Origin of the sequence: Paenirhodobacter sp. (assembly GCF_041916475.1) — a bacterium.
In the GTDB taxonomy this organism is placed as follows: domain Bacteria; phylum Pseudomonadota; class Alphaproteobacteria; order Rhodobacterales; family Rhodobacteraceae; genus Rhodobacter.
Map to the genome: position 1 here is coordinate 70,511 of NZ_JAYRZN010000009.1, position 16,564 is coordinate 87,074.

Annotated in this window: 16 protein-coding genes and 1 tRNA gene; 11 read left to right on the forward strand and 6 right to left on the reverse strand. The window is 68.9% G+C overall.

Annotation, left to right across the window (positions count from 1 at the left end):
- Positions 1–5: 5 nt before the first annotated feature.
- Both ACOMG5_RS05630 and ACOMG5_RS05635 read right to left on the reverse strand, forming a co-directional pair.
- Positions 6–875, reverse strand: coding sequence for an ABC transporter permease (locus ACOMG5_RS05630; RefSeq protein WP_420342844.1), 870 nt, complete (start codon positions 873–875; stop codon positions 6–8).
- A gap of 33 nt (positions 876–908) precedes the next feature.
- Positions 909–2,297 (reverse strand): LLM class flavin-dependent oxidoreductase, encoded by a 1,389-nt coding sequence (locus ACOMG5_RS05635; protein WP_420342810.1) that lies wholly within the window; start codon positions 2,295–2,297, stop codon positions 909–911.
- A gap of 478 nt (positions 2,298–2,775) precedes the next feature.
- Between ACOMG5_RS05635 and ACOMG5_RS05640 the strand changes: the two genes are divergently transcribed.
- From ACOMG5_RS05640 to ACOMG5_RS05675, 8 genes are all read left to right on the forward strand, one after another.
- The gene (locus ACOMG5_RS05640) at positions 2,776–4,767 is read left to right on the forward strand and encodes a glucosaminidase domain-containing protein (protein ID WP_420342811.1); all 1,992 of its coding nucleotides are present in this window, start codon (positions 2,776–2,778) and stop codon (positions 4,765–4,767) included.
- 18 nt (positions 4,768–4,785) lie between these two features.
- Positions 4,786–6,894 carry a DUF2235 domain-containing protein gene (locus tag ACOMG5_RS05645; protein ID WP_420342812.1) on the forward strand — a complete coding sequence of 703 codons (2,109 nt, stop codon included), beginning with the start codon at positions 4,786–4,788 and terminating at the stop codon, positions 6,892–6,894.
- A gap of 55 nt (positions 6,895–6,949) precedes the next feature.
- Positions 6,950–7,654 carry an SDR family oxidoreductase gene (locus ACOMG5_RS05650; protein WP_420342813.1) on the forward strand — a complete coding sequence of 235 codons (705 nt, stop codon included), beginning with the start codon at positions 6,950–6,952 and terminating at the stop codon, positions 7,652–7,654.
- 87 nt (positions 7,655–7,741) lie between these two features.
- A complete protein-coding gene (gene queC / locus ACOMG5_RS05655; protein WP_420342814.1) occupies positions 7,742–8,443 on the forward strand; it encodes a 7-cyano-7-deazaguanine synthase QueC in 702 nt (233 codons plus the stop codon).
- On the forward strand, positions 8,443–8,793 hold the full coding sequence (gene queD, locus ACOMG5_RS05660) for a 6-carboxytetrahydropterin synthase QueD (protein ID WP_420342815.1): 351 nt from the start codon (positions 8,443–8,445) through the stop codon (positions 8,791–8,793). The genes queC and queD overlap by 1 nt, the downstream gene beginning before the upstream one ends.
- The gene (gene queE / locus ACOMG5_RS05665; RefSeq protein WP_420342816.1) at positions 8,790–9,494 is read left to right on the forward strand and encodes a 7-carboxy-7-deazaguanine synthase QueE; all 705 of its coding nucleotides are present in this window, start codon (positions 8,790–8,792) and stop codon (positions 9,492–9,494) included. Before queD ends, queE begins: the two co-directional genes overlap by 4 nt.
- 18 nt (positions 9,495–9,512) lie before the next feature.
- A complete protein-coding gene (queF, locus tag ACOMG5_RS05670) occupies positions 9,513–9,977 on the forward strand; it encodes a preQ(1) synthase (protein WP_420342817.1) in 465 nt (154 codons plus the stop codon).
- A gap of 64 nt (positions 9,978–10,041) precedes the next feature.
- Positions 10,042–10,959 (forward strand): LysR substrate-binding domain-containing protein, encoded by a 918-nt coding sequence (locus ACOMG5_RS05675; protein WP_420342818.1) that lies wholly within the window; start codon positions 10,042–10,044, stop codon positions 10,957–10,959.
- Between the two features lie 209 nt (positions 10,960–11,168).
- Here the strand turns inward: ACOMG5_RS05675 and ACOMG5_RS05680 are convergent, their stop codons facing one another.
- Both ACOMG5_RS05680 and ACOMG5_RS05685 read right to left on the reverse strand, forming a co-directional pair.
- Positions 11,169–12,374 carry an NAD(P)/FAD-dependent oxidoreductase gene (locus tag ACOMG5_RS05680; protein WP_420342819.1) on the reverse strand — a complete coding sequence of 402 codons (1,206 nt, stop codon included), beginning with the start codon at positions 12,372–12,374 and terminating at the stop codon, positions 11,169–11,171.
- Between the two features lie 133 nt (positions 12,375–12,507).
- Positions 12,508–12,591, reverse strand: a tRNA-Leu gene (locus ACOMG5_RS05685).
- Positions 12,592–12,790: 199 nt separating this feature from the next.
- Between ACOMG5_RS05685 and ACOMG5_RS05690 the strand changes: the two genes are divergently transcribed.
- The 3 genes from ACOMG5_RS05690 to ACOMG5_RS05700 all read left to right on the forward strand — a co-directional run bounded on the left by ACOMG5_RS05690 (position 12,791) and on the right by ACOMG5_RS05700 (position 14,246).
- A complete protein-coding gene (locus tag ACOMG5_RS05690) occupies positions 12,791–13,087 on the forward strand; it encodes a DUF4177 domain-containing protein (RefSeq protein WP_420342820.1) in 297 nt (98 codons plus the stop codon).
- Positions 13,088–13,229: 142 nt separating this feature from the next.
- The gene (locus tag ACOMG5_RS05695; RefSeq protein ID WP_420342821.1) at positions 13,230–13,850 is read left to right on the forward strand and encodes a J domain-containing protein; all 621 of its coding nucleotides are present in this window, start codon (positions 13,230–13,232) and stop codon (positions 13,848–13,850) included.
- 51 nt (positions 13,851–13,901) lie between these two features.
- Positions 13,902–14,246 (forward strand): DUF2794 domain-containing protein, encoded by a 345-nt coding sequence (locus ACOMG5_RS05700; RefSeq protein WP_420342822.1) that lies wholly within the window; start codon positions 13,902–13,904, stop codon positions 14,244–14,246.
- A gap of 91 nt (positions 14,247–14,337) precedes the next feature.
- Here ACOMG5_RS05700 and ACOMG5_RS05705 read toward each other — a convergent pair whose 3' ends face one another.
- Both ACOMG5_RS05705 and ACOMG5_RS05710 read right to left on the reverse strand, forming a co-directional pair.
- The gene (locus tag ACOMG5_RS05705) at positions 14,338–15,159 is read right to left on the reverse strand and encodes a C40 family peptidase (RefSeq protein ID WP_420342823.1); all 822 of its coding nucleotides are present in this window, start codon (positions 15,157–15,159) and stop codon (positions 14,338–14,340) included.
- A complete protein-coding gene (locus ACOMG5_RS05710) occupies positions 15,152–16,534 on the reverse strand; it encodes a leucyl aminopeptidase family protein (RefSeq protein ID WP_420342824.1) in 1,383 nt (460 codons plus the stop codon). The genes ACOMG5_RS05705 and ACOMG5_RS05710 overlap by 8 nt, the downstream gene beginning before the upstream one ends.
- Positions 16,535–16,564: the final 30 nt, after the last annotated feature.

Genomic DNA, 16,564 nt, shown 5'->3' on the forward strand with positions numbered 1-16,564 from the left:
GGCCTTCAGCCGCGGCGCCGCAGCCCGTAGCTCAGCGCCAGCACCGCAAAGACCAGCACCCCGATCCCGACCTGCTGCCAGTAGAAGTTCCAGCCCACCAGCAGCAGCCCGTTGCGCACCATGCCCAGCAGCAGAACGCCCGTCACCGTGCCGTGGATCGAGGGCCGCCCGTCCTGGCGCAGCGTCGTACCGATGAAGGCCGCGCCGATCGCGTCCAGCAGATAGCCGTTGCCCGAGAGCGGGATATAGGAGCGCACGGTCGCGGTGAGCAGGATCCCGGCGATGGCGCTCAGCAGCGCAGCCGTCAGCCAGACCTTCGCCAGCGCCACGCGCGTACTGATGCCGGAATAGAGCGCGGCTTCGGGGGCCGCGCCGATGGCCGAGACCTCGCGCCCGAGCCGACCGCGATGGATCACCACCCAGGCCAGCGCCACGACGGCGAGGAAGACCCAGACCGGCGTCGGGATACCGAGGAAGCTTGAGCGCCCGATGGCGCCCAGCACATCGGCATAGGCCCGCTTGCCGAGATTGATCGGCTTGCCGCCCCCGGTGAGCAGCCGCTGCGCCGATTGCCCGATGAACAGCAGCGCCAGCGTGGACAGGAACGGATCTCGATCACCGCATCGGGCTTCTGCGCGATCAGGGTCTGGATATGGGCGATCTGGGTCTGGTCGTTGGACTGGGCGTCGAGGCCGATCACCTTGCCGCCGAGCGCCTCCACTTCGGCCACCGCGCTTTGATAGAACAGCCGGTCCGCCTGGTTGTCGGCGCGGATGGTGGTGATGCCGATGGTCTTGCCCGCGAGCGGCTTTTCCGCATCGGCGCTGGCGGCACCGGCAACGAGCGCGAGGGCGGCAGAAAGGAGAAGAGCGGATTTCATGGGATACTCCGGAAACGGGGGAAAGGGGTCATTCGGCGGCGGTCGCGGCACGCAGCCGCGCGCCGAGGTCGCGCCATTGGGCGCCGGGATGCGGCGCGGAAAGCCGGGTGCCCTGGCCAAACAGCTTCTCGCGCAGGGTTCCAGGGCGGTACTCGCGCTGATAGACGCCGCGGCGCTGCAGTTCGGGCACCAGGAGCCCCGCGACCGCGGCGAAGGTCTCATGCGCCACGGCATAGGCCAGGTTGAAGCCGTCCACGTCGGTTTCCTCCTGCCATTCCTGCAGCTTGTCGGCCACGGTTTCGGGCCCGCCCACGATCACCGGGCCAAGGCCGCCGATACCGCCCCATTTCGCCAGCTCCGCCACGCTCCATTCGCGGTCTTCGGTGAAATGCTCGAGCAGCGACAGGACGGCGTTGGTCTCCACCTTCCGCACCGGGTCGCTCGGGGCATAGCGGGCGAAATCCACCCCGCTCCAGCCGGAGATGAAGGTCAGCGCGCCGTCTTGCGAGACATGGTCCAGGTAGCGCTGATAGAGCGCTTGCGCCTTGGCATCGGTCTCGTCGACGATCACCGTGGTGAGGTTGTAGATCAGATGGTCGCGCGGGCCCCGCCCCGCCGCCACGCCCTCGGCCCTGAGCGCCTGCACATAGCGGCGCAGCACTGCCTTCGTCGGCGCCGAGACAAACACGCATTCGGCGTTGCGCGCGGAAAATTCCAGCCCTGCCTTGCTCGCCCCGGCCTGATACAGCACCGGCGTGCGCTGCGGCGAGGGCTCGGAGAGGTGATAGCCCGGCACATCGAAATATTTCCCGCGATGGCCGATTTCATGCACCTTCGCAGGGTCGGCAAAGATCCCCCGCGCCCGATCGCGCAGAACCGCGCCATCCTCCCAGCTGCCTTCCAGCAGCTTGTAGATGACCTCCAGATATTCGGCCGCCACTTCATAGCGGTTGTCGTGGCGGCGCAGGCCCGCCTCGCCCACGTTCTTCGCCCCGCTCTCCAGATAGGAGGTGACAATGTTCCACCCGACCCGGCCCTTCGTCAGATGGTCCGCCGTGCTCAGCCGGCGCGCGAAGGTATAGGGGTGCTCGAAGCTGGTGGAGGCGGTGATGCCGATGCCCAGATGCTCCGACGCCATGGAGATCGGCACCGCCAGCTGCAGCGGATCGTTCACCGGGATCTGCGCGGCCTCGCGGATCGCGTCGCGGTTGCCGCCGCGATAGACGTCGTAATAGCCGATCACATCGGCGATGAAGACACCGTCAAAGCGGCCGCCCTCCAGGATCCGGGCCAGATCGGTCCAGTATTCCACGTCCTTGTACTGCCAGGAGCGGTCGCCGGGCCATGTCCACAGCCCCGGCGACTGATGGGCCACGCAGTTCATCTCGAACGCATTGAAACGGATCTGGCGGGTCATCGGGCTCTCCTTGCAGGAACTGCGCCGATATGAGCGCCCGGCCAAATAAAAATCTATAAAACAGGTCGTTTTTTATTCGGGCGCGGACAGGGAACCGAACTCCCGCCACATCGCCTGCGCAGAAGTTTCATCCCCCGTCCCGCGGCGCCGACTCGCCGCCCGGCCGCCAAGACACCAGCCCGCGCCTAGCCGAAGCCGCATCCCCGGCGCGCCGCCCGGCCTGCGCGCCTGTGGCCCCGCCAGCGAGAGTGCCGGGCATCGCCGCGGCAGAAGGTTGCGCCCGGCATGCGGCAGCGCTGCTATCGGGTGCTTCCGGCGCCCGTCATCATCGCCGCAGCCGAATGGCGGCGCCGTCGGGCCGCCGCCCGCTACCTCGGCGCAATCATTGAAAAACAATATTACGTCGAATCGCTCATTTCTGCGCTATAGTTGCCGAAATAACTTCAGTTTATCTGTTTGTTGATACAGGAGGCATATTATGCCCGCAGCCGCCGCTCGCCGCGCGGACCTGGAAGGTTTGCATCCCGTCGTCCGGGCCGCCGTGGTGGGCGTACTGGAAGATGTCCGCGCCGCGAACCTCCCCTTCCGCCTGTTTGAAAGCTATCGCAGCCCCGAACGCCAGGCGATGCTGTTCGCACAGGGGCGCACCGCCCCGGGCGACATCGTGACCAATGCACGCCCCTGGACCTCCTATCACCAATATGGGCTGGCTGCGGATTTCGTGCTGTTCATCGACGGAAAATGGAGCTGGAGCGCCAATGGCGTGCTGGCCAGGGCCTGGGACCAGCTGCACGAAATCGGCCGCAAGCACGGGCTGGAGCCGCTGAGCTGGGAGCGCCCGCATCTGCAGCTGATCGGCACGACGATCGAGCGCCTGCGCGCCGGAGACTACCCCCCCGGCGGCGACAGCGACTGGGCCGAGACCCTGCAGGCCGCCATTGCGCAATGGGCAGGCCCCGGCGCCCCGCCCGCGCCGAAAGTCCCGAGCGACCGCCCGCCGCTCGAAGAGACCGGCCCGGAGCCCGAGGCAGAGCCCGAGGAAATCTTCGCCCTCTCCTCCGCACCTACCTCTTCTGCCCTGCGCGAGCAGCCCGAGCGCGGCCTCACTGCCGCGATAATCCAGGCCGCGCAGGCCTCGCAGCTGCTCTGGGGGGTGCCCACCTGCGTGACGCTGGCGCAGTTCATCCTCGAAAGCGGCAACGGCAAGAGCATGCCGCCGCTTTCGAACAACCCGTTCGGGATCAAGGCGCGCGAGGGCGAGCCCTATGTCCTCGCCCTCACCAAGGAAGTGGTGAACGGGCGCGAGATCCGGATCCAGGCGCGGTTTCGCAAGTTCAACAGCTTCGACGAGGCGTTCTCGCATCACGCCCGCCTGCTCGCGACCTCGCGCTATTATGCGAAGGCGATGGCGCTGCGGCACGATCCGGTGGCCTTCGCCCATGCGCTCACCGGCGTCTATGCGACCGACCCGCGGTATGGCGCGAAGCTGGTGGAGCTGATCGACCGCTGTGACCTGCGCTCCTATGATGTGGAGGTGCCGGTGGTGCCGATGGATCCGCGCAGCGGGGTGGCCATCACCGGGGTGGCCATGGTGCCCGCGCCCCTGGGCCTGGGCGACAGCGGCGCCAATGTAAAGGCGCTGCAGCAGGCGCTGAAGGATGCGGGCTACAGCCTCGGCGCGGTGGACGGGGTGTTCGGTACGCTCACGCGCTCGGCCCTGCTCGGCTTTCAGGCCGACAACGGCCTCGCCCCCACCGGCACCGCCGATGCCGCCACCGTGCAGCAGCTGAACCTCGCGCCCCAGCGCCCGATCTCGTACGAGCGCATGGCCGCGACGGAGAAGGACCTCGTCGCCAAGGGCTCGGTGACCATGACCGAAGCCCGCCGCACCCGGCTGCTCGGCCTCATCACCACCACGCTTGGCGGGCTCGGGATCGGCAGCAGCGCCATCGTCGCGGGCGCCGATAGCGCGGCGGCCCCGGCGCAGCCGCAGGCGGTGGAGGCGGTCCTGGGCCAGATCACCGCGGTGCTGGCCGATCCGCAGGCGGTACAGAATACCGAGCGCCTCCAGTCGCTGCTCGAGACCGCGCGGACGGCGCTGCGCGGGCTGCAATCGGGTGCCTCGCCGGATCTTGTGCGCCTCGCGACCGAGCTGCGCCAGGCCCTGCCCCCGGATATACTGGCCCGCAATCCGGAGATGGAGCGGATCCTGTCGCTGTTCACCGCGATCGCCCCGGTGGTGAAGGGTGACCCGCGCACCATGTTCGACATGCTGCCCACCATGTTCGCAGATGGCTCCGTGCTGCAGCTGGTAGCGCAGGGTGCGGCCGCGGTTGCCGCCAGCACGATCCCGGGCCTTGGCGGCTCGGTCGCGGCTCTGGGGATCGGGCTCCTGGCCCGGTATTTTGGCGACAAGATCGCGAAGGAGCGCCTGAAGGATCACCACGAGGCGCGCAATATCGGGCGCTGAGCCGCGAGAAGGACCGCCATGAGCACCACCGCCCCCATCTCCGGCCCGTCGAAGCCAGCGGAGGGCACGCCGGAGAGCCGCACCATCGTGATCTTCGCCGATGGCACCGGCAATGCCTTCACCCGGCAGCAGACGAACGTCTGGCGGATGTATTGCGCGCTGGACAAATCCTCGAACCCGGCGCAGATCGCGCGCTACATGCCCGGCGTCGGCACGCAGTCGAACACCCTGCTGCGCATGTTCGATGCGGCCACCGGCTTCGGCGCGCCGCAGAACGTGCGCAAGTTCTACCGCTTCCTGTGCTGGAACTGGTCCCCCGGGGACCGGATCGTGCTGATCGGCTTCAGCCGCGGCTCCTTCACCGTGCGTACCCTGGCCGGGCTCATCACCCGGCAGGGCCTGATGCCGCGCGAACGCAAGGGCGCTCAGGTCTCCACCGAGGAGATGAAGCGCAACACCATGGGGGCCTGGCGCGCCTATCGCGCCGCGACCTTCACCCGCAAGGATGGCCTCGGCTGGACGGTCGTCGCCATGCGCGGCCTGCGCGACAGGGTCGTATCGGGCTGGCGCAGGTTTCGCGGCCACGATCTGCACAGTGTTCTGGAAGACGAGATCCGCTTCACCGAACGCGGCCCGGTGCGCCGCAACGACCTGCCCGATCCGCCGGTCAACACGCCTCCGGGGCCGGGGGTGATGGTGGATTTCCTCGGTGTGTTCGAGACGGTGGAGGCCTTCGGCGTACCGGTGGAGGAAATCCGCACCTTCCTGAGCCGCTGGGTCATTCCGCTGACCTTCTCCAACAATGTCTGCTCCGCCTCGGTGCGGGAGGCACGCCATGCGCTCGCCATAGATGAGGAGCGCCTCAGCTTCCGGCACATGCGGTTCGATGCCACCGCACGCAGCTGGCAGAGCGTGACCGAGCGCTGGTTCGCCGGGGTGCATTCGGATATCGGCGGCGGTTATCCCGACGATCACGCCTCGGTCGAGCCGCTGCAGTGGATGGCGGGGGAAAGCGGGCTGCGGTTCCGGGCCGGTGCGCTCGATGCCCTCGCGGACAATGCCTTCCCGCGCGCCCCGATCCACAATTCCCGCGACGGCATGGCCGCCTTCTACCGCTACGAGCCGCGCTTCGTGGACCGCGGCCAGACCGCCGCCCCCAGCGTCGCCAAAAAGATCGAAGACAGCGCGGATGTCTATGCCCCCTTCGCCATCCGCAATGGCATCAATGTGGTGGGCGGCGCACCGATCCCGTCTCTGGCCTCCGCGGATATGGCCGGGATCGGCGCCGAGATCCGCACCCGCCGCCTGCTGAACCGGCTGCTGATCCTGCTGCCCGGGGTAATCGGGCTGGCGCTGATCTGGGCCTGGCGGAGCGCGGGCGCGGCCCTGCCACTTCTGGCCCTGGGCGTACTCGTGATCGTGGCTGCGGTGCTGTTCTCACGGGCCTCCGGCATGGCGGACCGGCTGCGCGACCGCGCGGCCCTCGCCTGGGCCGCACAGAAGCAGGATGGCTTCATCCAGGCGCCGGAGGAGAAAGATCCGCGCATGGGCGACAAGCCGGTGGAGCGGTTCTTCGCGGCTGGGCTGCTGCTGACATTGTGCGCCTATCTCATCTTGGGAGGCATTGCACTCATCACATGGGTCTGCCCCGGATGGCTCCATGCTTCGGCGCATTGCATTGTGGTCGCACAGGCGGCGCCGACGCTCACTCAGGGCGGCACACCGGCGACAGAAATTGACGCCCGCTCTCCTTGCCAGCCGCTCGGGATTACCGTCGAGGCCGGCGTCCGCTATCGCCTGAGCGCCCGGACCCTGACACCCTTCCGCGATGACACATACCCGGCCACACTGGCGGGCGTCAGCCGGCAGAGCTGGATCATGCGCACCTCGGCCCCCTTCCGCCGGGTGGAGGCGCCGCTGATGTCTGCCGTGGTCCAGATCGGCCGTGGCGGCCCGATGATCCCGCTTGCCTCCGGGACGACCACGCCGGAGGGTGATTTCACCGCGGAATTCACCGCGCCAGTGAACGGCCCGCTGCTGTTCTTCGTCAATGACGTCCGCTGGTTGCCCTGGGTGTTCTACAACAACAACCACGGCACCGCGCGGGTGATGGTCACGCGCCTCTAGCCCAGGCGCCGCGAAATTTGCCATGGTGGCCGGGCATCGAATCCAGGAGGGCAGCATGGCCGCACAGAAGGTCGCAATCATCACCGCGGGGGGCTCGGGCATGGGCGCCGCCTGCGCCCGCAAGCTCGCGCAGGATGGCTACCGGGTCGCGATCCTGTCCTCTTCGGGAAAGGGCGAAGCGCTGGCGCAGGAGCTGGGCGGCATCGGCGTCACAGGGTCGAATCTGGTCGAGGCCGACGTGAAGCGGCTAGTGGATCTGACGCTGCAGAAATGGGGGCGCGTGGATGCGCTGGTGAATTCCGCGGGCCATGGCCCGCGCGGCCCGATCCTCGAAATCGGCGATGCGGACTGGCACCAGGGCATGGAGGTCTATTTCCTGAGCGCGGTGCGCCCGATCCGGCTGGTCGCGCCGGCGATGGAAGCGCAGCGCGCGGGCGCGATCGTCAATATCTCCACCGCCTGGGCCTCCGAGCCCGCTGCGATGTTCCCGACATCCGCCGTGTTCCGCGCCGGATTGGCGAGCTTCACCAAGATCTTCGCCGATGAATACGCGCCGAAGAACATCCGGATCAACAATGTCCTGCCCGGCTGGATCGACAGCCTGCCCGCCACCGATGCACGCCGCGAAAGCGTGCCTATGGGCCGCTATGGCCGCGCCGAGGAAATCGCCGCCACAGTGGCCTTCCTGCTCTCCGAGGGCGCGGGCTACATCACCGGCCAGAACCTGCGCGTGGATGGCGGGCTGATGCGCTCCGTCTGAGCAACCATTGCGTTTCGCACGGCGGAGCGCTATGGCCAATCCATACCGGTCGCAGCCTACCCGGTCATCAAAACAAGGGTTCAACACATGAAAACCGTTCTCGTCTGCTCCGGCGGACTCGATTCCGTTTCGCTGGCCCATATCCTGGCCGCGGAGGGAAGCCTTACCCGCATCGTCTCCTTCGATTACGGCCAGCGCCACCGCAAGGAGCTCGAATTCGCCCGCGCCGCCGCCTGCCGCTTCAACGTGCCGTTCGACCTGATCGACATGCGCCCGGTGGGCGCGGTGCTCACCGGCTCGGCGCTCACCGATGATGTCCCCGTCCCCGATGGCCATTACGCCGAGGAGACCATGCGCATCACCGTGGTGCCGAACCGCAATGCGATCATGCTCAGCATCGCCTTCGGCCTCGCGGCGGCCAGCGGCTGCGACCGGGTTGCGGCCGCCGTCCATGGCGGCGATCATTTCATCTACCCCGATTGCCGCCCGGGCTTCACCGAAGCCTTTGCCGCCATGCAGCACGCGGCGATGGAGGGCTATGCCCGGGTGGAGCTGCATGTGCCCTTCGTGCGCCGCACCAAGGCCGATATCGTCGCCGAAGGCGCCCGCGCGGGCACGCCCTTCGCCCAGACCTGGTCTTGCTACAAGGGCGGCGAGATCCATTGCGGGCGCTGCGGCACCTGCGTGGAGCGGCGCGAGGCGTTCCACCTCGCGGGCGTGCCCGACCCGACCCCCTATGCCGATCCGGATTTCTGGCGCCTGGCCGTGGCCGGGCGGGGGGCGCAGTGATGTATCGCATTTCCAAGGAATTCGCCTTTTCGGCCTCGCACCGGCTCGATCATCTGCCCGCGGAGCACCAATGCGCGCGTCTCCATGGCCACAATTATATCGTCGTGGTGGAGCTGGCGGCGGCGGCGCTGAGCCCCGATGGCTTCGTGCGCGACTATCACGACCTTGCCGCGCTGAAGGCCCATATCGACGCGGAGTTCGACCACCGGCACCTGAACGACGTGCTGGCGATGCCCACCGCGGAAAACCTCGCGCGGTATTTCCACGACTGGGCGCGGGCGCGCTGGCCCGAGGTCTCGGCGGTGCGGGTCTCGGAGACGCCGAAAACCTGGGCGGAGTACCGGCCATGACCCTGCGCATCGCGGAAATCTTCGGCCCGACGATCCAGGGCGAGGGCAGCCTGATCGGCGTGCCCTCCCTCTTCGTGCGCGCGGGCGGCTGCGATTACCGCTGCAGCTGGTGCGACAGCCCTCATGCCGTGGACAGCCGGTTCCGCCACAGCTGGCAGGAGATGACGCCGGAAATGGTGATGGCGCGGCTGGAGGCCCTGTCGGGCGGCATGCCAATGATGGTCTCGCTCTCGGGCGGCAATCCGGCGATCCAGGATTTCGGCCCGCTGATCGCGCGCGGGCGGGCGGCCGGGTATCGCTTCGCCTGCGAAACGCAGGGCTCGGTGGCGCGCAGCTGGTTCGCCGATCTGGACCTGCTGGTGCTTTCGCCAAAGCCCCCCTCCAGCGGCGAGCGGGTGGACTGGGCGGCCTTCGACGCCTGCCTCGCCGCGGCGGGCAGCGCCCCGCGGATGCTGAAGATCGTGATCTTCGACGAGGCCGACCTCGACTGGGCGCGCGCGGCCGCGGCCCGCTATCCGGCGCTGGAGCTCGTGCTCCAGCCCGGCAACCCCGAGACCGACCCGTCCACGCCGGTGGACCTCGCCGCCATGGCCGAGCGGATGCGCTGGCTCGTCGCGGTGACGGTGGGGCGGGGCTGGCTGCGGCCACGGCTGCTGCCGCAACTCCACGTCTATATCTGGGGCAACATGCGCGGCGTCTGACCGCCCGAAAGGACCATCATGACCGAGAGCATCTACAGCAATCTCACGCAACTGGGCGGCCAGACCGCGCTGCCCGCAAGCCCCGAAGAGGCAATGCTGGAGCGGGTGCGCAACCCGCAGGCCGATGTGGACTACACCGTGCGCTTCACCGCGCCCGAATTCACCTCGCTTTGCCCGATGACGGGGCAGCCCGATTTCGCCCATATCGTCATCGACTATGTGCCCGGAGACTGGCTGGTGGAATCGAAATCGCTGAAGCTGTTCCTGGGCGCGTTCCGCAACCACGGCGCCTTCCACGAGGACTGCACGATCACCATCGCCCGGCGTCTGGTGGCGGAGCTGGCGCCGCGCTGGCTGCGGATCGGCGGCTACTGGTACCCGCGCGGCGGCATCCCGATCGACGTGTTCTGGCAGACGGGGGCGCAGCCTGCGGGCGTCTGGACCCCCGATCAGGGCGTGCCGCCTTATCGCGGGCGCGGCTGAGGCGAAACCGCTTGCGTCCGGCGCCGGGCTGCCCAACATCGGCGCGGCAGCCCCGGAGCCCCTGATGCAGACGCCACGCCGTTTCCTGCCCTCCCTGTCGCTGCTGCAGGCCTTCGAGGCGGCGGCGCGGCACGAATCCATCACCGCCGCCGCGCAGGAGCTGTCGCTGACCCAGAGCGCGGTCTCGCGGCAGATCCGCGCGCTGGAGGAGCAGCTGGGCACGCCCCTGTTCCTGCGCGAGAAGCAGACGATCCGGCTCACCCTGGGCGGCGCGGCCTACGCGCGCGAGGTGCGCGACGCGCTGCGCAAGATCTCGCAGGCCTCGCTGAACCTGCGCGCCAATCCGCGCGGGGGCACGCTCTCGCTCGCGATCCTGCCCACCTTTGGCACCCGCTGGCTGGCGCCGCGCCTGCCCGCCTTCCTCTCCGCCCATCCCGGCATCACGCTGAACCTGGTGACGAAGCTCGCCCAGTTCGATTTCGCTGCGGAGGCTGCCGATGCCGCGATCCATTTCGGCCATGCCGACTGGCCCGGCGCCGAATGCCTGCAGCTGATGGGCGAAGACGTCGTTCCGGCCTGCGCGCCGTCCCTGCGCGCCGAGATCGGCATTGCCAGCGTGGCCGATCTGCGCCGGGCGCCGCTTCTGCACCTGACCTCGCGCCCCGATGCCTGGGAGCGCTATTTCCGCAGGCATGGCGTCGATGACGAGAACGTGCACGGCATGCTGTTCGATCAGTTCGCCACGGCCGCGCAGGCCGCGGCGGTGGGGCTTGGTGTGGCGCTGCTGCCGACCTTCCTGATCGAGGAGGAGATCGCGAGCGGCCGCCTGGTGCGCGCCTGGGAGGCGCCGATGCGCTCGGAGGAGAGCTATCACCTGTGCTGGCCGCGCGAGCAGCGCGACTATCCGCCGCTTGCGCTGTTTCGCGACTGGCTTCTGGCCGAGGCCCGCGCCTTCGAGGCCCGCCGCGATCCGCCCGCCTGAGGAGCACGGCCCCGCGCGCCCCCTTCCTGGCGTTTCCCGGCCGAAGCCATGGCCCCCTCCGTGCTCTACCCGGCCAACGGCGGGGGCTCCCTCCGCGCCGACGCGGGGAAATTCGCCGTGCAACAGCCCGGAGATTGCGCCGCGCCACCAGACCACATAGCGGCACCGCCCCCCGCCCCACGCGCACACCAGGTCCTGTGCAGCGCCGGTCAGACGATCGCCTGCTCCAGGAAAGGCCGGTTCTCCGCGATGCGTTCGTAGCGCATGTCGGTCAGGTCTATGCTGCGGTAGCCGCCATAGGTGATCAGCTCCATCACCGCGCGCCCGACCGCCGGGCCCTGCTGCAGCCCATGCCCCGAGAACCCGTTCTGGAAGATGAAATTCGTCACCTCCGGATGGCGCCCGACGATGCCGTTCTGATCGAAGGTGTTGTAATCGTAATGCCCGGCCCAGTAGCGCACCAGCTTCAGCGCCTCGAACTGCGGCGCGCGCTCGGCCAGCGCGGGCCAGATCTGGCCCTCCCATTCCGGGTGATCGGGGGCGAAATCATCGTAGGGCGGCGGTGCGTCGTCCTCGGGCACCCCGCCCGCGATGAAGAACCGCCCCTCCGGCCGGCACCACACCCCCGAGGGGTCGATCATCAGCGGCAGCCGCCCGCCATTCACGCGCGCGCTGCCCTCCGGCGTATCGGCGGCATCGAAGACGAACAGCGTGCGCTTGCGCGGCTCCACCGGCAGCGCGAGCCCTGCCAGCGCCGCCACCTGCCCGCCACGCGGCCCGGCCGCGTTCACCACCGTGCCCGCCCCCACCACGGCGCCCGATTTCAGCGTGACCCCGGTGACCCGGCCGCCCGCGCGCGAGATCGCGACAACCTCATCCGCCACCACATCCACGCCGAGCGCGCGCGCCTTGCGCCGGGCGCCCGCCATGATCCCGGTGTTGTCGAACCAGCCCTCGCCCTTCAGGCCATAGGAGGCGAGGAGGATGTCCTCGGTGCGCAGATGCGGGAAGGCCTCGCGCAGCCGGTCTGCCTCCCAAAGCTCCACCTCGGCGCCGGCCGCGCGCTGCACGGCGTGGTTCTCGCGCAGGATCCGCACCTGCTCCTCGGTATTAGCCAGGAACAGGTAGCCGCCGGGATGGAAGCCGAGGCTCGGCCGGTCGCCCTCCACCTCCATCAGATCCGGAAAATCACGAATGAATTCATTGCCGAAGAGGCCGATTTCCACATTGGCCCGGTTCGAGAACTGCACCCGGATGCCGGAGGCCGACAGCGCGGTGGAGGCGGTGGCATAGCTCGGATCGCGCTCCACGAGCAGCACCGTCCCGCAGAAATCCGGGTTCGCCGCGAGCCAATAGGCCGTGCAGGAGCCCATCACCGCGCCCCCCACGATCACCACGTCATAATGATCCCGCATCCCAGCCCCCAAAGCCTGCCTCGCGGCGCCACCCTGCCGCGCCGCCGTGGCGAAAGCCAGTTCGGTTTTGCCACCAGGTCATTCCGGAATGGAATGACCCCGGCGCATCGCGAAGCATTGAGAGCGGGAGGACTGGTGCGGGTGAAGGGACTCGAACCCCCACGCCTTGCGGCGGCGGCACCTAAAGCCGCTGCGTCTACCATTTCGCCACACCCGCACAGCGCCGTTATGCGGCGCGCCGCGCCATGCGTCAACCGGGCTTCGCCCCTGCACAGGCAGCAAGGCAGGGTTCACCGGATCGTTTCTTGACCGCTGCCGCCGATACGCTCATAAGCGCGCGAAAAATGGGGTATGCGATGCAGTCGTATGAATACAAGGTGGTTCCGGCGCCGGCACGCGGCGAAAAGGAACGCGGATTGAAAACCGGGGTCGAGCGGTTCGCCTTCGCGCTGAGCACCCTGATGAACGAAATGGCCCGCGAGGGCTGGGAATACTGGCGCGCGGAAACCCTGCCCGCCGAGGAACGCACCGGGCTCACCTCCAAGACCACGGTGTTCCACAACCTTCTGGTGTTCCGCCGCCCGCTGGCGGCCGGAACCGTTCCGGCCACGGTGCACGAGCTGCAGACCGAGGGCCGCGCGCGCGGGCTGTCGGTATTTGCGCCCGAAGGCAAGGCGCCGCGCCTCGGCCCGGCCGAAGAGAGCCACGCCTGAGCGACGGGGCGGCGCCGCGCGCTGCCCCCCTTCCATGTCGCGCCAATTCCTCTAGACTGCCTTGCCCGAGTCGGGGCAGCGCTCCGAACGCATTGTTCGGACACGCAACCGGACAGAAACGACGACAGAACACGAGGCAGCAATGACCACGGGTGATCCCTTCGGCTTCAACCTCTCGGCCGCAGCTGACAAGAAGCGGCGCACGAAAGGCAAGCGCGGCATGTCGGGCGCTTTCGAGACATCGACGCGGAAATGCGACCATGCCGGCTGCCAGGAGCCGGGCCAGTACCGGGCGCCGAAAAGCCCGAAGGTGCTGGACGACTACTTCTGGTTCTGCAAGGACCATGTGCGCGAATACAACCTGAACTGGAATTATTTCCAGGGCCAGTCCGAGGAAGAGTTCCAGCGCTTCCTGGACAATGCCACCGTCTGGGAGCGCCCGACGAAGCCCTTCGGCAAGACCAAGGAAGAGATGGGCTGGGCCCGGCATGGTATCGCCGACCCGCACGAGATGCTTGGCCAGAACGCGACGCAGAACCCCGGCAAGTCGCTCGGGCGCAAGCTGCCGCCCACCGAGCGCCGCGCGCTCGATATTCTGGACGCGCGCGATTCCATGACCAAGACCGAGATCCGCGCCCAGTACAAGGCGCTGATCAAGGTGCTGCACCCCGATATGAACGGCGGCGACCGCTCGCAGGAGGAGATGCTGCAGGAGGTCGTCTGGGCCTGGGACCAGATCAAGGAAAGCCGGAACTTCAAGTGACGGCCAGCCTGCGGGGTTGATTTGCGGGCGGCGGAATGTCACCATTCCGTCATGACGATCCAGTCGCCCACGCCCGTCTCCGGCCCCTCGAGCCCCGATCAGGTGGCCTTCGACCGTCATGAGCTCGGGGTGATCCTTACACTCTATGGGCGGATGGTCGCCGCGGGCGAATGGCGCGACTATGCGATGAGCTTCCTGCGCGAGGTGGCGGTGTTCTCGGTGTTCCGCCGCGCGGCGGAGAACCCGCTTTACCGGATCGAGAAACGCCCGGCCCTGCGCAACCGCCAGGGCATGTATGCCGTGATCGGCATGGATGGCCAGGTGCTGAAGCGCGGGCAGGACCTGCCCACGGTGCTGCGGGTGCTGGAGCGCAAGCTGATCCGCCCGGTCGATTGAACGGGCGGCCCTCACAGGCCTTGCTTGCGTGCAAATCAGCTTTCGCACAGCCTGCATCCGCGCAGGGGCCCGGCCCACAAAGGCCCGCCGCTCAGGGCCGCTTCATGCCGAAATACGCGCCCTCGCCCGCCGCCGCGATCCGCGCCAGCGCCGCGGCAATGGGTTCATAGGCCACGCTCATCGTATGGCCATTGGCATGGATCATCCGCTCCGCATCGCAGGCCATGGCGACGTGTCCCTTCCAGAAGAACAGATCGCCCCGCTGCGGCGCCGTGCCTTCGGGCAGGAAATCCCCGAACTCCGCGCGCTGCAGGTCGCTGTCGGCGGCGCAGGACCGCCCGCAGAGCGCATGCGCCAGCTGCACCAGCCCCGAACAATCGATCCCGTCGCGCGAATTCCCGCCCCAGAGATAGGGCGTGCCCAGAAGCCGCTCGGCCACGGTGACCGGATCCGCCTCCGGCTGCGCCAGCGGGCGCAAGTGGCCCGCGGGGATATGGCCTTCGGGGGTGATGGCGAAGATCCCCTCCGCCCCGATGACCGAAACCCGCGCCCCAAGGCTGAGCCGCATCACCTCGCCGCGCTTGATCGAGGCCTCGCGGTACACATGCGTCGCCGGCGCGCTTACAACATGCGAAGCCGCCCCCGGCACCCCGAGCGCCGCCGCCGCGACCCAGCCGCAATAGCCATCGGCGCGGGCCTGCACGAAGGCATGATCGCCGCGCAGCTCCACCACGATGAGCTCCGCGCCAAAGAGCAGCTGCCGGTCGCGCGGGGCGCCCGGCTCCGGGCACAGATCGGCCACCGGCCGGATCAGCCGCGCGGGCGTGCCTGCCGTGAATTCGGCCGCAACCGCCCCGCGCAGGCTTTCGAGCGCGACCCGGCCCGAGAATGGGGTCAGCCGCCGGTCAGACATCGCAAAGCTCCTCCAGCGCGCGCAGCACCGCCCGCGCGCCCTGCCCGGCGCCCCCTTTCGGCCGCCCGGGCTTCGCGGCGGGCTGCCAGCCGTAGATGTCGAAATGCGCGAAACTCGCGGTTTCCGTCACGAAGCGGCGCAGGAACAGGGCCGCGGTGATCGACCCGGCCATCCCCCCCGAGGGCGCATTGTCCAGATCGGCGATGCCCGGCTCGATCAGCGCCTCATAGGGCTCCCAGAACGGCATCCGCCAGAGCGGATCGGCAAGATCCGCGCCGCCGCGCAGCAGGGCATCGGCCAGCGCATCGTCATCGGTATAGAACGGCGGCAGATCCGGCCCGAGCGCCACCCGCGCGGCGCCGGTGAGCGTCGCCATGCACAGGATCAGGTCGGGGGCCTCCTCATCGGCCGCGGCCAGCGCATCGGCCAGCACCAGCCGCCCCTCGGCATCGGTGTTGTTGATCTCCACCGTCAGGCCCTTGCGCGCGGTATAGATGTCTTGCGGGCGGAAGGCATCGCCCGCAACGGCATTCTCCACCGCCGGGATCAGCACCCGCAGCCGCAGCGGCAGCCGCAGCGCCATCACCATATGCGCGATCCCCAGCACCGTCGCGGCGCCGCCCATGTCTTTCTTCATCAGGCCCATGGAGGCCGCGGGCTTCAGGTCCAGCCCGCCGGTATCGAAACAGACCCCCTTGCCGACCAGCGTCACCTCCGGCCCCTCCGCGCCCCAGCGCAGATCGAGCAGCCGCGGCGCCCGCGGGCTCGCGCGCCCGACGGCATGGATCAGCGGATAGCCCTGCGCCAGAAGCGCGTCGCCCACCACCGCTGTTACCGTCGCGCCATGCCGGGCGGCCAGCGCGCGGGTGGCGGCCTCCAGCTCCTCAGGCCCCATGTCGTTGGGCGGCGTGTTGATCAGGTCGCGGGTCAGCGCCTCGGCCGCGGCCATGGCCTCGATCCGCGCCGCATCGAGCCCCGCCGGGCAGACCAGCCGCGCCCCCGGCACCGCCGCCGCAGCATAGCGGCCGTAACGGTAGCCCTCCAGCAGCCAGCCCAAAGCCTCCGGCTCCGGGCATTCCCCCATGATTTCCCAGGCGCCCTCGGGCAGCTGCGCCGCCGCAGCCGCCAGATGGAACCGGCCGCGCCGCCGCTTCGCCTCCGTGCCGAGGCCGATAAGCGCCCCCGCAATCCCCGCCTCCCCCGGCAGCAGGCACAGGCTGCCCAGCGCGCCGGTGAACCCCTGCGCCGCCGCAAAGGCCCGCTGCGCCGGGCTCAGCGCCGCAGGCAGGCCCGCGCCCGCCTCCACCGGATAAAGCGGCCGTCCGGGGCCGGGCGCGAAACGCAGGGAAGGTGTATCGGGAGGAAGCTCGGTCATCTCTGTCTCCGGCTGTTCGGGAGCTGTGCC

Bases quoted from the DNA above. Each gene is read 5' to 3' on its own strand.
- ACOMG5_RS05645 (WP_420342812.1), top strand. From the start codon at position 4,786: ATGAGCACCACCGCCCCCATCTCCGGCCCGTCGAAGCCAGCGGAGGGC.
- queC (WP_420342814.1), top strand. From the start codon at position 7,742: ATGAAAACCGTTCTCGTCTGCTCCGGCGGACTCGATTCCGTTTCGCTG.
- ACOMG5_RS05650 (WP_420342813.1), top strand. From the start codon at position 6,950: ATGGCCGCACAGAAGGTCGCAATCATCACCGCGGGGGGCTCGGGCATG.
- ACOMG5_RS05680 (WP_420342819.1), bottom strand. From the start codon at position 12,374: ATGCGGGATCATTATGACGTGGTGATCGTGGGGGGCGCGGTGATGGGC.
- queF (WP_420342817.1), top strand. From the start codon at position 9,513: ATGACCGAGAGCATCTACAGCAATCTCACGCAACTGGGCGGCCAGACC.
- ACOMG5_RS05635 (WP_420342810.1), bottom strand. From the start codon at position 2,297: ATGACCCGCCAGATCCGTTTCAATGCGTTCGAGATGAACTGCGTGGCC.
- ACOMG5_RS05695 (WP_420342821.1), top strand. From the start codon at position 13,230: ATGACCACGGGTGATCCCTTCGGCTTCAACCTCTCGGCCGCAGCTGAC.
- ACOMG5_RS05710 (WP_420342824.1), bottom strand. From the start codon at position 16,534: ATGACCGAGCTTCCTCCCGATACACCTTCCCTGCGTTTCGCGCCCGGC.
- ACOMG5_RS05705 (WP_420342823.1), bottom strand. From the start codon at position 15,159: ATGTCTGACCGGCGGCTGACCCCATTCTCGGGCCGGGTCGCGCTCGAA.
- queE (WP_420342816.1), top strand. From the start codon at position 8,790: ATGACCCTGCGCATCGCGGAAATCTTCGGCCCGACGATCCAGGGCGAG.
- queD (WP_420342815.1), top strand. From the start codon at position 8,443: ATGTATCGCATTTCCAAGGAATTCGCCTTTTCGGCCTCGCACCGGCTC.
- ACOMG5_RS05640 (WP_420342811.1), top strand. From the start codon at position 2,776: ATGCCCGCAGCCGCCGCTCGCCGCGCGGACCTGGAAGGTTTGCATCCC.
- ACOMG5_RS05700 (WP_420342822.1), top strand. From the start codon at position 13,902: ATGACGATCCAGTCGCCCACGCCCGTCTCCGGCCCCTCGAGCCCCGAT.
- ACOMG5_RS05675 (WP_420342818.1), top strand. From the start codon at position 10,042: ATGCAGACGCCACGCCGTTTCCTGCCCTCCCTGTCGCTGCTGCAGGCC.